Origin of the sequence: Spiroplasma endosymbiont of Nomada ruficornis (assembly GCF_964030795.1) — a bacterium.
Classification (GTDB): Bacteria; Bacillota_I; Bacilli_A; order Mycoplasmatales; family VBWQ01; genus Spiroplasma_E; species Spiroplasma_E ixodetis_A.
This window is the reverse complement of sequence record NZ_OZ034962.1, coordinates 911295-926460: the sequence shown is the minus strand read 5'-3', so window position 1 is coordinate 926460 and position 15166 is coordinate 911295. Positions and strand designations below refer to the sequence as shown.

12 protein-coding genes and 3 rRNA genes are annotated in these 15166 nt (G+C 30.0%); 11 read left to right on the top strand and 4 right to left on the bottom strand.

The genetic code is table 4. The features are described from left to right. Positions 1–163: 163 nt before the first annotated feature. Positions 164–1114, top strand: coding sequence for an IS30 family transposase (locus tag AAHM79_RS05595; protein WP_338979395.1), 951 nt, complete (start codon positions 164–166; stop codon positions 1112–1114). 162 nt (positions 1115–1276) lie between these two features. Then, positions 1277–1486 carry a 50S ribosomal protein L32 gene (rpmF, locus tag AAHM79_RS05590; RefSeq protein ID WP_338959609.1) on the top strand — a complete coding sequence of 70 codons (210 nt, stop codon included), beginning with the start codon at positions 1277–1279 and terminating at the stop codon, positions 1484–1486. Between the two features lie 138 nt (positions 1487–1624). Here the strand turns inward: rpmF and AAHM79_RS05585 are convergent, their stop codons facing one another. Then, on the bottom strand, positions 1625–2575 hold the full coding sequence (locus AAHM79_RS05585; protein WP_342257308.1) for an IS30 family transposase: 951 nt from the start codon (positions 2573–2575) through the stop codon (positions 1625–1627). A 310-nt stretch (positions 2576–2885) separates the two neighbouring features. Between AAHM79_RS05585 and AAHM79_RS05580 the strand changes: the two genes are divergently transcribed. The 4 genes from AAHM79_RS05580 (at position 2886) to AAHM79_RS05565 (ending at position 8315) form a co-directional block, all read left to right on the top strand. Then, positions 2886–4407: ribosomal RNA gene (locus AAHM79_RS05580) — 16S ribosomal RNA — on the top strand. Positions 4408–4599: 192 nt separating this feature from the next. Next, positions 4600–7537: ribosomal RNA gene (locus AAHM79_RS05575) — 23S ribosomal RNA — on the top strand. Between the two features lie 80 nt (positions 7538–7617). Beyond that, positions 7618–7724, top strand: a 5S ribosomal RNA gene (rrf, locus tag AAHM79_RS05570). Together the 16S, 23S and 5S rRNA genes form the textbook arrangement of a ribosomal RNA operon. Positions 7725–7826: 102 nt before the next feature. Beyond that, complete coding sequence (locus AAHM79_RS05565; protein ID WP_342257307.1) at positions 7827–8315, top strand: hypothetical protein; 489 nt, start codon at positions 7827–7829, stop codon at positions 8313–8315. 50 nt (positions 8316–8365) lie between these two features. On the opposite strand, the gene AAHM79_RS05560 is transcribed toward AAHM79_RS05565, so the two are convergent. Next, positions 8366–8851 carry a hypothetical protein gene (locus tag AAHM79_RS05560; protein ID WP_342257306.1) on the bottom strand — a complete coding sequence of 162 codons (486 nt, stop codon included), beginning with the start codon at positions 8849–8851 and terminating at the stop codon, positions 8366–8368. Positions 8852–8991: 140 nt separating this feature from the next. Here AAHM79_RS05560 and AAHM79_RS05555 point away from each other — a divergent pair, with 140 nt between their 5' ends. After that, the gene (locus tag AAHM79_RS05555; protein ID WP_342257305.1) at positions 8992–9942 is read left to right on the top strand and encodes an IS30 family transposase; all 951 of its coding nucleotides are present in this window, start codon (positions 8992–8994) and stop codon (positions 9940–9942) included. Positions 9943–9961: 19 nt separating this feature from the next. On the opposite strand, the gene AAHM79_RS05550 is transcribed toward AAHM79_RS05555, so the two are convergent. Beyond that, a complete protein-coding gene (locus tag AAHM79_RS05550) occupies positions 9962–10258 on the bottom strand; it encodes a hypothetical protein (RefSeq protein WP_342257304.1) in 297 nt (98 codons plus the stop codon). Between the two features lie 440 nt (positions 10259–10698). On the opposite strand from AAHM79_RS05550, the gene AAHM79_RS05545 reads away from it, so the two are divergent. After that, positions 10699–12324, top strand: coding sequence for a hypothetical protein (locus AAHM79_RS05545; protein ID WP_342257303.1), 1626 nt, complete (start codon positions 10699–10701; stop codon positions 12322–12324). 418 nt (positions 12325–12742) lie between these two features. Here AAHM79_RS05545 and AAHM79_RS05540 read toward each other — a convergent pair whose 3' ends face one another. Then, the gene (locus AAHM79_RS05540) at positions 12743–13546 is read right to left on the bottom strand and encodes a hypothetical protein (RefSeq protein WP_342257302.1); all 804 of its coding nucleotides are present in this window, start codon (positions 13544–13546) and stop codon (positions 12743–12745) included. Between the two features lie 122 nt (positions 13547–13668). On the opposite strand from AAHM79_RS05540, the gene tsaB reads away from it, so the two are divergent. Genes tsaB through AAHM79_RS05525 form a run of 3 tightly spaced genes read left to right on the top strand, consistent with a single transcriptional unit; the run spans position 13669 to position 15145 of the window. Beyond that, positions 13669–14250: a tRNA (adenosine(37)-N6)-threonylcarbamoyltransferase complex dimerization subunit type 1 TsaB gene (gene tsaB, locus AAHM79_RS05535; protein WP_252320355.1), complete on the top strand. Its 582-nt coding sequence runs from the start codon at positions 13669–13671 to the stop codon at positions 14248–14250. Positions 14251–14310: 60 nt separating this feature from the next. After that, positions 14311–14745, top strand: a complete 435-nt coding sequence (locus AAHM79_RS05530; RefSeq protein WP_342257301.1) for a hypothetical protein — start codon at positions 14311–14313, stop codon at positions 14743–14745. After that, a complete protein-coding gene (locus tag AAHM79_RS05525; RefSeq protein WP_342257300.1) occupies positions 14669–15145 on the top strand; it encodes an SIS domain-containing protein in 477 nt (158 codons plus the stop codon). The genes AAHM79_RS05530 and AAHM79_RS05525 overlap by 77 nt, the downstream gene beginning before the upstream one ends. The last annotated feature ends 21 nt before the right edge of the window (positions 15146–15166 follow it).

Here is a 15166-nt window from a genome sequence, read left to right as displayed (position 1 = left end):
CAAAAATTGAACAATTCATTTCAATTTTGAATAGGAATTGTTCAATTTATAATAAATTTGCTGAATTATACTTGTAAGTGCAAGTAAATAAAATTGCAAAAAATTCTCATATAAAAATTTCATAATGCTAAATTTAGTTTAGAAAAAAGTAAGGAGTTTTTATATGAGTTATAAACATCTTGGCATAGATGAAAGGATTTATATTGAGAATCAATTGAAATTTAAATTTAAAATTAGTGAAATAGCTAAAAATCTTAATCGAAGTATTAGTACTATTATTCGAGAAATTAATAGAAATAAAGATAATAATCATTATTTTTCATTAATTGCACAAAATAAAGCTGAAAATCGAAAACAATCACATATTAGTTTTCATAAGTTTAAAAATAAGAATTTAGTAAAATATGTACAACAAAAATTACTATTAGGTTGATCACCTGAACAAATTTATGGCAGAATTAAAAATTTTCATAAAGAGTGAGTTATTAGTTTTAAAACAATTTATACTTGAATTTATTTTGGAATGCTTGATAAAGTTACTAGTAAAAATTTAAGAAGAAAAGGTAAAAAACGAAAATCTAAAGAAAATCGTGGCAAGTTTAATGGTAAATCAATTAAAGAACGAGATATAAATGTTAATGATCGTATAACACTTGGTCATTGAGAAGGAGATACTATAGTATCATCACGAGGTAAAAGCAAATCATGTTTAATAACTTTAGTTGAAAGAGTATCACGATTTACTTTAGCAATATTAGTTAAAAACAGAACTACTAAAGTTATTAATAAAAATGTCAGTTATTATTTATCAATTCTTCCTAAAAACATTGTTAAAACTATTACTTTTGATCGTGGCAAAGAATTTTCAAATTGACAACAACTTGAAAAAAATTTAGATGTAAAAATTTATTTTGCCAATCCATATTCACCTTGACAAAGAGGTACTAATGAAAATACTAATGGTTTAATTAGAGAAAAATTTCCTAAAAAATTTATTTTTTCAAAAACTAATAAAAATGAAGTTCATAAATTTATATTGTCTTTAAATCAAAGACCGAGAAAAATACTAAATTATCTTTCACCAATCGAATATTTGGATAGAAAAATAATTTAGTTGCACTTACCTTTACAATTTAGCATTTTATAACAATAAATAAAATATTTGATTTATTAGTATTTTATTTCCAAAAATTTGAAAAACTTATCAAAAAAAATAGATTTTTCTGATAAATCAATATATAATTTATGAGATACGAAAGTAAGGAGGCAACAGACTATGGCAGTACCAGCAAGAAGAACGTCAAAAATGCGTAAAAATACACGTCGTGCCCATGATAGTTTATCTGCAACAACTACAACTAACTGTTTAAATTGTGGAGCAATTACTAAACCACATCATGCCTGTATGAAATGCAAGGCATACAAAGGTGTAAGTATTACTAATCCATTACAAGCAGAAAAAACATCATCAACAGAAAAAAAATAAAATATGAATATATCTTATCTTAGATTATCTTCCTCTTATTTATTGAAAATAATATTTTAAATATTAGAGGTTTTTTTACTTTACAAAATTATTTTATAATAGTTAATAATTTATGCTAAATTGTAAAGGTAAGTGCAACTAAATTATTTTTCTATCCAAATATTCGATTGGTGAAAGATAATTTAGTATTTTTCTCGGTCTTTGATTTAAAGACAATATAAATTTATGAACTTCATTTTTATTAGTTTTTGAAAAAATAAATTTTTTAGGAAATTTTTCTCTAATTAAACCATTAGTATTTTCATTAGTACCTCTTTGTCAAGGTGAATATGGATTGGCAAAATAAATTTTTACATCTAAATTTTTTTCAAGTTGTTGTCAATTTGAAAATTCTTTGCCACGATCAAAAGTAATAGTTTTAACAATGTTTTTAGGAAGAATTGATAAATAATAACTGACATTTTTATTAATAACTTTAGTAGTTCTGTTTTTAACTAATATTGCTAAAGTAAATCGTGATACTCTTTCAACTAAAGTTATTAAACATGATTTGCTTTTACCTCGTGATGATACTATAGTATCTCCTTCTCAATGACCAATTGTTATACGATCATTAACATTTATATCTCGTTCTTTAATTGATTTACCATTAAACTTGCCACGATTTTCTTTAGATTTTCGTTTTTTACCTTTTCTTCTTAAATTTTTACTAGTAACTTTATCAAGCATTCCAAAATAAATTCAAGTATAAATTGTTTTAAAACTAATAACTCACTCTTTATGAAAATTTTTAATTCTGCCATAAATTTGTTCAGGTGATCAACCTAATAGTAATTTTTGTTGTACATATTTTACTAAATTCTTATTTTTAAACTTATGAAAACTAATATGTGATTGTTTTCGATTTTCAGCTTTATTTTGTGCAATTAATGAAAAATAATGATTATTATCTTTATTTCTATTAATTTCTCGAATAATAGTACTAATACTTCGATTAAGATTTTTAGCTATTTCACTAATTTTAAATTTAAATTTCAATTGATTCTCAATATAAATCCTTTCATCTATGCCAAGATGTTTATAACTCATATAAAAACTCCTTACTTTTTTCTAAACTAAATTTAGCATTATGAAATTTTTATATGAGAATTTTTTGCCATTTTATTTACTTGCACTTACAAGTATAATTCAGCAATTTTAATTTTAAAAAAATAATGCTTTTTTATGATAATTAGGTTGACAATAATTATGGCATGTTGTACTATTGTTATTGTCCCAAAAATAAATGGGTTACAAACTAGAAAAAACGATCTTTGAAAACTAAATAGAACAAGAATTAATCCGTCAATTTTTTATTAAAAATTAAATAAGTCAGACATCATCTTTTAACAAAAACAATTTTATTGAGAGTTTGATCCTGGCTCAGGATTAACGCTGGCGGCATGCCTAATACATGCAAGTCGAACGAAAGTAGCAATACTTTAGTGGCGAACGGGTGAGTAACACGTATCTAACCTACCATTTAGTGGGGAATAACTGTTGGAAACGACAGCTAATACCGCATATGTTATTTATTTGCAATGATAAATAATGAAAGGAGCATTTGCTTCGCTAATTGATGGTGATGCGGCGCATTAACTAGTTGGTAAGGTAATGGCTTACCAAGGTAACGATGCGTAGCCGATCTGAGAGGATGAACGGCCACATTGGGACTGAGACACGGCCCAAACTTCTACGGAAGGCAGCAGTAGGGAATTTTTCACAATGGGCGAAAGCCTGATGGAGCAATGCCGCGTGACTGATGAAGGTCTTCGGATTGTAAAGGTCTGTTGTAAGGGAAGAAGTGCTAGAATAGGAAATGATTTTAGTATCGACCATACCTTACCAGAAAGCCACGGCTAACTATGTGCCAGCAGCCGCGGTAATACATAGGTGGCAAGCGTTATCCGGATTTATTGGGCGTAAAGCGTGCGTAGACGGTTTTGCAAGTCTGAGGTTAAATTTAGGGGCTCAACCCCTAACCGCCTTGGAAACTACATTACTAGAGTATAGGAGAGGTTAGTGGAATTTCATGTGTAGCGGTGGAATGCGTAGATATATGAAGGAACACCAGTGGCGAAGGCGGCTAACTGGCATATTACTGACGTTGTGGCACGAAAGCGTGGGGAGCAAATAGGATTAGATACCCTAGTAGTCCACGCCGTAAACGATGAGTACTAAGTGTTGCCATGAGGCAGTGCTGTAGCTAACGCATTAAGTACTCCGCCTGAGTAGTATGCTCGCAAGAGTGAAACTCAAAGGAATTGACGGGGACCCGCACAAGCGGTGGAGCATGTGGTTTAATTCGAAGCAACGCGAAGAACCTTACCAGGTCTTGACATACCTTGCGAAGCTATAGAGATATAGTAGAGGTTAACAAGGATACAGGTGGTGCATGGTTGTCGTCAGTTCGTGTCGTGAGATGTTTGGTTAAGTTCAGCAACGAACGCAACCCTTGTCCTTAGTTGCCAGCATTAAGTTGGGGACTCTAAGGAGACTGCTAGTGTAAGCTAGAGGAAGGTGGGGACGACGTCAAATCATCATGCCCCTTATGACCTGGGCTACACACGTGCTACAATGGCTGATACAAAGAGTCGCTAAACCGCGAGGTCAAGCAAATCTCAAAAAGTCAGTCTCAGTCCGGATTGAAGTCTGCAACTCGACTTCATGAAGTCGGAATCGCTAGTAATCGCGAATCAGCAATGTCGCGGTGAATACGTTCTCGGGTCTTGTACACACCGCCCGTCAAACCACGAGAGTTGGCAATGCCAGAAGTCGGTGTCCTAACCGTAAGGAGGGAGCTGCCAAAGGCAGGGTTGATGATTGGGGTTAAGTCGTAACAAGGTATCCCTACCGGAAGGTGGGGATGGATCACCTCCTTTCTATGGAGTTTAGTTTCTCATAAGAAACCAAGACAACAAGAAAAAATAGATGGATGATTTATTGGATTACTTCTTTTGTTCTGTTTAGTTTTCAGGGATTGTTTTCTCTGAGCAATTGTTCTTTAAAAACTGGATAATAGACATCTTTTAAAAAAAATAAGATAATTTTTATCTTGCAATAGGATATTCTAAAAATAAATTATTAAGAGCGTATGGTGGATGCCTTGGAATTGGAAGACGATGAAGGACGCGATTACCTGCGATAAGCTTCGGGGAGTTGGAAATAAGCTTTGATCCGGAGATGTCCGAATGGGGAAACCCACTATCTTTAATCAGATAGTACTGTACAATGAATTCATAGTTGTGCAGAGTGATACCTAGAGAATTGAAACATCTTAGTACCTAGAGGAAAAGAAAGCGAATGCGATTCCCTTAGTAGCGGCGAGCGAAAAGGGAGCAGCCTAAACCAGTCGTAAGACTGGGGTTATAGGACTGTCTATTAGGTTCGACCTATGAAGAGTTACAAAATTTATATATAGCAGAAGTTGTTGGGAAGCAACGCCATAGATGGTGAAAGCCCAGTATGCGAAATGTATAAATCTCTTGACAGTATCCTGAGTACGGCGAGGCACGTGGAACCTTGTCGGAATTTGCGCAGACCACTGCGTAAGGCTAAATACTAACCAATTACCGATAGTGAACCAGTACCGTGAGGGAAAGGTGAAAAGTACCCCGAGAGGGGAGTGAAATAGTTTCTGAAACCATATGCTTACAACAAGTCGGAGCCCGTTAATGGGTGACGGCGTGCCTTTTGTAGAATGAGCCGGCGAGTTACGATTACATGCAAGGTTAAGTTGAAAAGACGGAGCCGAAGTGAAAGCGAGCCTGAATAGGGCGTTTAGTATGTGGTCGTAGACCCGAAACCAGGTGATCTAGCCATGAGCAGGTTGAAGTTAATGTAACAGTTAATGGAGGACCGAACCAACGTTCGTTGAAAAGACCGTGGATGACTTGTGGCTAGCGGTGAAATTCCAATCGAACCTGGAGATAGCTGGTTCTCCCCGATATAGTTTTAGGACTAGCGTCAGAATTAGTGCAATGGAGGTAAAGCTCTGAATGTATGATGGCCCCACCTCGGGGTACTGAATGCAATTAAACTGCGAATGCCATTGTTACATATCTGGCAGTCAGTCTATGGGTGATAAGGTCCATGGACGTGAGGGAAACAGCCCAGATCATCAGCTAAGGTCCCCAAATCAATGCTAAGTGGAAAACGATGTGGAATTGTTCAGACAGCTAGGAGGTTGGCTTAGAAGCAGCCATCCTTTAAAGAGTGCGTAACAGCTCACTAGTCGAATGATTCTGCGCGGAAAATGTACCGGGGCTAAGCATTGTACCGAAGCTATGGGTCTATATATATGTTTACATATATTGTGGGCGGTAGGGGAGCGTTCTAATCTGCGACGAAGTTAGACCGGAAGGACTAGTGGAGTGTTTAGAAGTGAGAATGCCGGCGCGAGTAACGATTGAAGGTGAGAATCCTTCATGCCGATTGACCAAGGTTTCCTGGGCTAGGTTCGTCCACCCAGGGTTAGTCAGGACCTAAGGCGAGGCCGAAAGGCGTAGTCGATGGATAACAGGTTGATATTCCTGTACCACCATGGTGACTGATGGAATGACGGAGAAGGCTAAAATGTCCCAGTGATTGGTAGTGCTGGGCTAAGTACAAAGAGGGTTGTGTAGGCAAATCCGCACAGCGTTAACCTTGAAGTACGATGGGGAGTGAACGGTTCGCTTAGTAACGAAGCATTTGATGCCATACTTCCAAGAAAAGTTTCTAAAGACATCACCATGGTGCTTGTACCGAGAACGGACACACGTGGTCAAGGAGAATATCCTAAGGCAAGCGAGATAACTATAGCTAAGGAACTCTGCAAAATAACCCCGTAAGTTAGCGAGAAGGGGAGCTCATAGCAATATGAGTCGCAGTGAAGAGGTCCGGGCGACTGTTTAGCAAAAACACAGCTCTCTGCTAAGTTGTAAGACGATGTATAGGGGGTGACGCCTGCCCAGTGCTGGAAGGTTAAAGAGATTTGTTAGCGTAAGCGAAGCTTTGAATTGAAGCCCCAGTGAACGGCGGCCGTAACTATAACGGTCCTAAGGTAGCGAAATTCCTTGTCAGGTAAGTTCTGACCCGCACGAAAGGCGTAACGATCCGGACGCTGTCTCGGCTATAGACTCGGTGAAATCTTAGTACCTGTGAAGATGCAGGTTACCCGCGATTAGACGGAAAGACCCCGTGGAGCTTTACTACAACTTGATATTGAATTTTGGTGTAGTTTGTACAGCATAGGTGGGAGACGTTGATATGCAGACGCTAGTAGGCATGGAGTCACCATTGGGATACCACCCTTCCTATATTGAAATTCTAACTTGAGACCATAATCTGGTCTAAGAACAGTGTCTGGTGGGTAGTTTGACTGGGGCGGTCGCCTCCTAAAAAGTAACGGAGGCGCCCAAAGGTACCCTCAATATGAATGGAAATCATATGTAGAGCGCAAAGGTAAAAGGGTGCTTGACTGCGAGACATACAAGTCGAGCAGGAACGAAAGTTGGGCTTAGTGATCCGGCGGTGCTGTGTGGAAAGGCCGTCGCTCAACGGATAAAAGTTACCCCGGGGATAACAGGCTAATCTCTCCCAATAGTTCATATAGACGGGGAGGTTTGGCACCTCGATGTCGGCTCATCGCATCCTGGAGGTGTAGTCGCTTCCAAGGGTTGGGCTGTTCGCCCATTAAAGCGGTACGCGAGCTGGGTTCAGAACGTCGTGAGACAGTTTGGTCCCTATCTGTCGTGGGCGCAAGAAATTTGAGGAAAGCTGTTCCTAGTACGAGAGGACCGGAATGGACCTACCTCTGGTGCACCAGTTGTCACGCCAGTGGCACAGCTGGGTAGCTATGTAGGGCATGAATAAGCGCTGAAAGCATCTAAGCGCGAAGTCAGTTCCAAGATGAGATTTCTCATTCGAAAGAAGTAAGATCCCTTGAATACTACAAGGTTGATAGGTCAGGTGTGTAAGCATAGTGATATGTTCAGCTTACTGATACTAATAGATCGAGGATTTATTGAAGAATATATTCTCTATTGCAAATCAAAAGTAATCATTTAAAGATGTCTGTTTCTAGTTTTTAGGGAGCAATTGCTAAACTATTTGGTGTCCATGGCGGAGTGGTCACACCTGTTCCCATCTCGAACACAGCAGTTAAGCACTCCAGCGGCGAAAATACCAGCAATGGGAAAATAGCACGATGCCAAATTTTTTTTATTGTGTTAATATTTAATTTAAAATTTAAATTTTTTTTATGTTAAGATTGAGAATATTAAAATGTAAAAAAGATTTTAAGAAAAAAGGAGAAAAAATGGATAAGGTTGAAAAGAAATTAGATAAAAAATTATACATTGGAGCTAAAATTGGATTCATAACAAATATTATAAGTATTATTTGAAGTGTAATTATTACAATTATTTTAGCTACAGCAAGTAGTGTCATTTTTAACAGTTTTACAAAATATGATCACACTTCATTAACATCAGGAGTTAGTACAATATTTATTGTTGGATTGATTTTTGGACTTTTAATTGCTATTGGATTTTCAATTGCAATAATTATCATGTGCAATAATGTTTTAAAAGGAAATGCTAATAGTGGTTTAGCTGTTGGAATTGTAACTTTAGTTTTAGCAGGTTTTTCTTTAATAGCTATGTTTTCATCACATTTTAATTTTATTAGTGGTATTAATATTATTTTTTTAGAACTTAATATTGCTTCAGGTGTATTATTAATTATTGGTAAATATCTTCCAGTTACTAATAAACCAGAAGAAGTAGTTTCTATGGTAAATGAATAATTAAAAATATTTAATAAATTATATAAATAAGGCTTTAGAAATTAAAATCCTTATTTTATTTTTTTATAATTTAAAACCATAAGGATAAGTAATGATTGGAAAATTTGGTTTATCATCATCATGCTTTTTTTATATTGTATATTATTAATTCATAAATAAAGGTATTGTAAACCAATACTAATAATTAACAGAAAAATAATAGCAGTAACTAATACTCCTACACCATATTTTTGGTAGTTGAAAAAAAAGTAAGGATAACAAGTATTAATATTTTCTCCTTGTTTAACACGTAGTACACCACGAACCATTACCATTACCACATAAAAACAAGGATAAAATAAGATAAATCACATATAAAGTTTATGATGATTTTTTAGTGAATAAAAATCACGTCCACATGATAAAGCAAAATTTAAAATCATAACAATTGGCATAATTAGATTTAGAATTATTGTTTTAAATCATAAATAAATATCAGTTCCATATTTACTTCTTTCTTGGCTATTACTAATGATACCTATTCAAAATACTAACATTGTAATTGTAATATAAATAGTAATGCTTAATAAAATGCTGAGTTATACTTGCACTTACAAGTAAATAAAATTGCAAAAAATTCTCATATAAAAATTTCATAATGCTAAATTTAGTTTAGAAAAAAGTAAGGAGTTTTTATATGAGTTATAAACATCTTGGTATAGATGAAAGGATTTATATTGAGAATCAATTGAAATTTAAATTTAAAATTAGTGAAATAGCTAAAAATCTTAATCGAAGTATTAGTACTATTATTCGAGAAATTAATAGAAATAAAGATAATAATCATTATTTTTCATTAATTGCACAAAATAAAGCTGAAAATCGAAAACAATCACATATTAGTTTTCATAAGTTTAAAAATAAGAATTTAGTAAAATATGTACAACAAAAATTACTATTAGGTTGATCACCTGAACAAATTTATGGCAGAATTAAAAATTTTCATAAAGAGTGAGTTATTAGTTTTAAAACAATTTATACTTGAATTTATTTTGGAATGCTTGATAAAGTTACTAGTAAAAATTTAAGCAGAAAAGGTAAAAAACGAAAATCTAAAGAAAATCGTGGCAAGTTTAATGGTAAATCAATTAAAGAACGAGATATAAATGTTAATGATCGTATAACACTTGGTCATTGAGAAGGAGATACTATAGTATCATCACGAGGTAAAAGCAAATCATGTTTAATAACTTTAGTTGAAAGAGTATCACGATTTACTTTAGCAATATTAGTTAAAAACAGAACTACTAAAGTTATTAATAAAAATGTCAGTTATTATTTATCAATTCTTCCTAAAAACATTGTTAAAACTATTACTTTTGATCGTGGCAAAGAATTTTCAAATTGACAACAACTTGAAAAAAATTTAGATGTGAAAATTTATTTTGCCAATCCATATTCACCTTGACAAAGAGGTACTAATGAAAATACTAATGGTTTAATTAGAGAAAAATTTCCTAAAAAATTTATTTTTTCAAAAACTAATAAAAATGAAGTTCATAAATTTATATTGTCTTTAAATCAAAAACCGAGAAAAATACTAAATTATCTTTCACCAATCGAATATTTGGATAGAAAAATAATTTAGTTGCACTTACCTTTACAATTTAGCAAATATAAAAACTTGGTTTTGAATTTTCTTTAAATTTACTTTCAAATAAAAAAGCAAATAAATAAATGAGTACTAAATAATTAGTTTGAGTTGTAAAATAAAAATAATAAATTGCTAATCTTTCAGTTGGTTTATCAACATTAGGAACAATGAAAGCATTGGGATAATTAATAGTAATTATTAAATCAAAAATTAAGAATAAAGAAATAATAAGTAGACCAAATAAACGTCAAATAAATTTAATAAGATTTCTTTTTTTTAATCGGTATTCACTACTATTTTTTCAATTCATATTTTTTCTCCTATTTATATTAGAATTAAATTTAATTAAATTTTTGATAGGAAATTTAATTTTTAATTATGATTGAATATGCTACTTATTTAGTATATCAAGTTTTTCCTTGTCACTATTAATATTTACTAACTGATTATTTAAAACACCTAATCAGTTAAAAAAAATTAACTTATTAATTATTTAATCTTGATTTTTTGCTAATAAAGTTTATTATTAATGTTAAGGATATAATTTTTATCCTTATAATTTTAATGAATATATAAGTAATTATATAAGTATTAAAATTATATATGTTGATTTAACAAAAAGTTTAATAATTGATTATATATCCTTAGTTTTATTTTATTAAAACTAAGATTTTAAGTATTTAATTAAATATGCTTAATTTAATATTATCATTATAAACACAAATAATAGGTAAAAAAGGAGTAATCATAATGACAAATTTCTTATCTTTTAGTTTTTTTAAAACTAAAAGTTTTAAAACAATAAGTTTGGCTTTGGCATTATCTCTTACTAGTAGTTTAATGATAGTTACTAATCATCAATCTAATATTAGTACTGTTAATGAGAGTAACAAACTTTCTGGGTTTCATATTACTGTTAAGGAAAATAATAAAAATTTAATTAGTGAAGCTAATACTTGAAATTCAATTAATAATAATTATGAAGATTTTATTAGATTGCATAAAGAAGTAATAACAGAACAATTTAATGATTGATCAGACCTTATTAATAAGGTTAATAATAATCCAAATGATGATATTAGTAAAGATGTTAATAAGAAATTTAAGGAACAAATTGAAAACAAAGCTAATAATATCTTGCCAGATAATGGTATTAAATATTTTACTGATAAAGTTATTGGTCGTAGTGTTGCTAAACAAAGTTTTAATGATATTGTTAGTTTTGGCTATGTTTATGTTGGTTACCATGATAATAGTTTACCAGCGCAGATTAACCATGGTATTTTTGCAACGGTAAATCCTAGGGCAGATTTTAATAATTATTTTAGTATTCCTTATATGATTAAACCGAGCGATGATTTTTTAAATAGTCATAAAAGTGTTCAAGATCGGTTAGCAATTTTACTACTTAATAATGGTAATCCCAATGATACTAATCAACCAATGTTAGCTATTTTAGCAAAAAATAAAAATGATAAGAATGAACAATTATTAATAAATGATAAAAAGGATGAAGTTGTTGATAATGATTCAATTAGTTATGCAATATTAAATCATAAACCAGATGATCATTTAAAATCAACTAGTTTTAATGTTAGTGTTAAAGATAGTGGTTATAGTAAAACTATTAAGTTAACAAATAATAGTTCAAATATTCAATTTAGTACTATTAGTGATGAAAAAGTTAAAGAAAATCCTGTAATTGTACCTCAATATTTATTTCAAAATAATTCACAAGATAATAAAAATACATTAATAGTTATGAATAAAGCCATTGAGAAAGCTAAAGTAAATATTAGTGATTCACAACAACATTGACTAAAATGAAAAGTTGATTCACAAACTTTACAAAAAGCAAAAAATGATTTGGGAACACCTATTAAAGATGGTGATAATTTAACTCTTAATCAAGGAAGTAATTTTCAAGTTTATTGTATAGGTTTAGATACATCTGACTTACAACGTCAAGCTGCTTCTGAACAATATATTACTGTTTATAGAAGCAATACAAAAATACCTAATTTTCCAAATTGTACTGATTTTTTGGAAAAAACTAATAATTTATTAGCGGGTTTTCAACAATATTTAACTAGTGCTACTAATAATAGTATTAAAATTGAAGATTTAAAAAATAATGCTGCTGGTGAGTTTTTATCATGATTGATTCAATATCAAGGTGATATTACTAAACAAAATTATGTTAATTATTTACAAAGTAATAATTCAGATCGTCCCTGAGATGTTAATATATCATTAACAACTAAGATGTTAGTTAATAATTGAAATATTATTATCATTTGTGGCTTCATTATTAGTTTTTTAACTATAATTCCAATAGTTGTTGTTATTATTCGTAAAAAGAAATATTTAAAATAAAGTTTATTATTTTTAAGTAGTACTTGTTAAAAAACAATATTTTATATAAAAATATAAAATGATAAGTGTAAAAAATGTTATTACTTGTTTTTTCTTTTTAGTGAGTTACAATAAAAATGGCAGTTATAAATGTTTAGGTAATGCCGGTTTTAATTTTATATTTGACTTTAAGTCCTTGTATACTATATATGCTATACAAGGAGTTTTTATATAATTTTAAAATAAAATATATTAAGAAAAAGGAGGCAAAAAATAACAAAATAATATTTAAAAAAAATAATACAATTTCAAATTTTTACTTTTCACAAATATATATTCCTCCCTACAATTATTTTTCAATATTTTTTAAATAATAAATAATAGTAATAAAGTGTACTAGTTTATAAACTAGTACACTTTATTTATAAATTATTTTACATTAAAAATTTGTATCTCTTAAAGCCGCTATTGGTTTATTATTTTTTTTATAAAGGATATTATTATAAAGAGTAAAAAGTAACATCAAAATTATGTATAAGATTAAAATTGCAAAGATATAAATAAAGAAAGTAGTTAAACTTTTATGAAAATCTAAAAATGGATATGGAAATGAATAATCAATTTCTGTTGTTCCTTTTCTTAAAAAACCAACAAAATTTCCTTTAGCAAGTGCATAACCTAAATATACAAACATGTAAATAGAAATAATTGGTATTCAAAGATATGTTTGTTTTCCAAGTTTTCAGTAGTATTTACCAGCAGAAAACATAAAATATAAAATCACTATCACTGGTACTATTAAATGTAATAAAAATGTATTTATAAAATTTAATATGCTAATACTATTACTACTATCTAAATTATTTATCATTGGTTTAAATAATACAGCAAAAAATACGATAAGAGTTACGGTAATATAAACAGTAATTGCTAATGAAAAGCGCCCAAAAACAAATTGTGCGCGATTGTCATGAAAACGATTTGTTAATACAAAACAAAAGAAAAGAAAAACTAAAAAATTTGACTGAATAGTAAAGGTAGAAATCATTGTTCAAATACCAACTCATGGGCCATCTGGAGTTCATAAATTATGAGGATTAGGTGTTCCAACTGTTATTGGTTTATACTCAATTAAAACTATTGCAAATTGCATTATTAGACCTATAACAGCAATAATTAGTCCAGATCAAAGTAAAAAATCAGAAAATTTACTTTTAAATCATATATTTTTTCCTATTCCCATATGGATCAACTCACAATTCTATATTTTTTCTATTTTAATTACATTATACATGATATTATAATAAGTATGTAAGATATTAGAAAATTATTAATAGCAACTAAATGAAATAATAAGGTGATGTTATGTATCAATTATATTTAGATACAACAAATAACAAATTAACAGTGGTGATTTTGCAAGCTAATAAAATTTTAGCAAGTTCATCATTTATTGCTTGACAAAAACAAACAGAATTGGCAATTCCAACTATTACTAATTTACTTGTAAAATGTAAAATAAAATTAAAAGATATTTCAAAAGTAGTTATTGCAAATGGTCCTGGCAGTTATACTGGAATTAGAGTAGCAATTACTTTTGTCAAAACACTTAAAGTTTTGAATAGTTTTTTAACGGTTTTTACTATTAATAGTTTATTATTACAGGCAGGATTAATAAAATCAATAAGTGTTTTGTCAGCATACAATAATAAAAGTTATTTGGCAGTATGTGATAATGGAAAAATAATTATTCAGCCGCAATTAGTAGATGAAAATGCTAAAATTGGTATTATTAGTGATTTACTCGATTATAAAATAATTGAAAATTTAGAAAAGTGTAATATTGTGGAAAATTTTCAAAAGTTGTCACCATATTTTATCGAAGTAAAAAACATGGAAGATTTGCAACCATATTATATTAATGATCCATTTTCATCACATAATTAAAAAATAATAATATTTAAATATTTTACATTAGTTTAAAAAGGAGTTTTTACATGCTTATCAATGATAATTTTTGATCTAGAGTATCAAAGGAAGAAAATAATTTCACAAAAAAAAGAAAAAGTTCTTATTAACTATATTAATAAGAATAGTCAAAAAATGGATCAAGTTACTATTAGTTCTTTGGCTAAAGAAAATACTGTTGGTTATAGTGTTGTTTATAATTTAATTAAGAAATTGGGATTTAAAGGTTATCGTGAATTTATCATTAGTTTAGCTGCGCAAGAAACTACTTTCAAAGCTTTAAATCGTGAGTTTTTTGGTGATCGTAGTGTTTTAAAAGAACATTATAAAAAACTAATGGATTTAAATGATTCAATGATTAATTATGAGGAATTACAAAGATTTATTAATTGAATAGATGATAATCGTAAAGCTTTGTATTTATTTAGCAGGCATTGGTCATTCTGGTTTAGGTGCGGAGGATTTATCAAATAAATTATATCGGTTTGGTTTACGATCAATCTGTTTAAATAAAGATGATGATAGTATTTTAATGCATGCTTCTTTAATTATTCCAGAAGATGTAATAATTCTTTTTTCATTATCAGGTAAAACCGCTACTATTGTTGAAGCAGCTAAACTTGCTAAAAAGAATAATGCTAAAATTGCAGTTGTTACATCACAAGATAAAACTGAATTAGTGACTTATGCTGATTGAACATTTAATATTGTTTCTTCAGGACTTTATGAAGCACAAGAAATATTTATTTCTCCATTATTTGCTATTACTTATTTTAATGATTTAGTAACAACATATTTATTAAAATCAAAGCATAAAGATTGATATTTAGAAAATAGAATTAAAACTAATAAAGTAATTAAAAAATTTAATTAATTTTTTAAATAAAAAAACTGT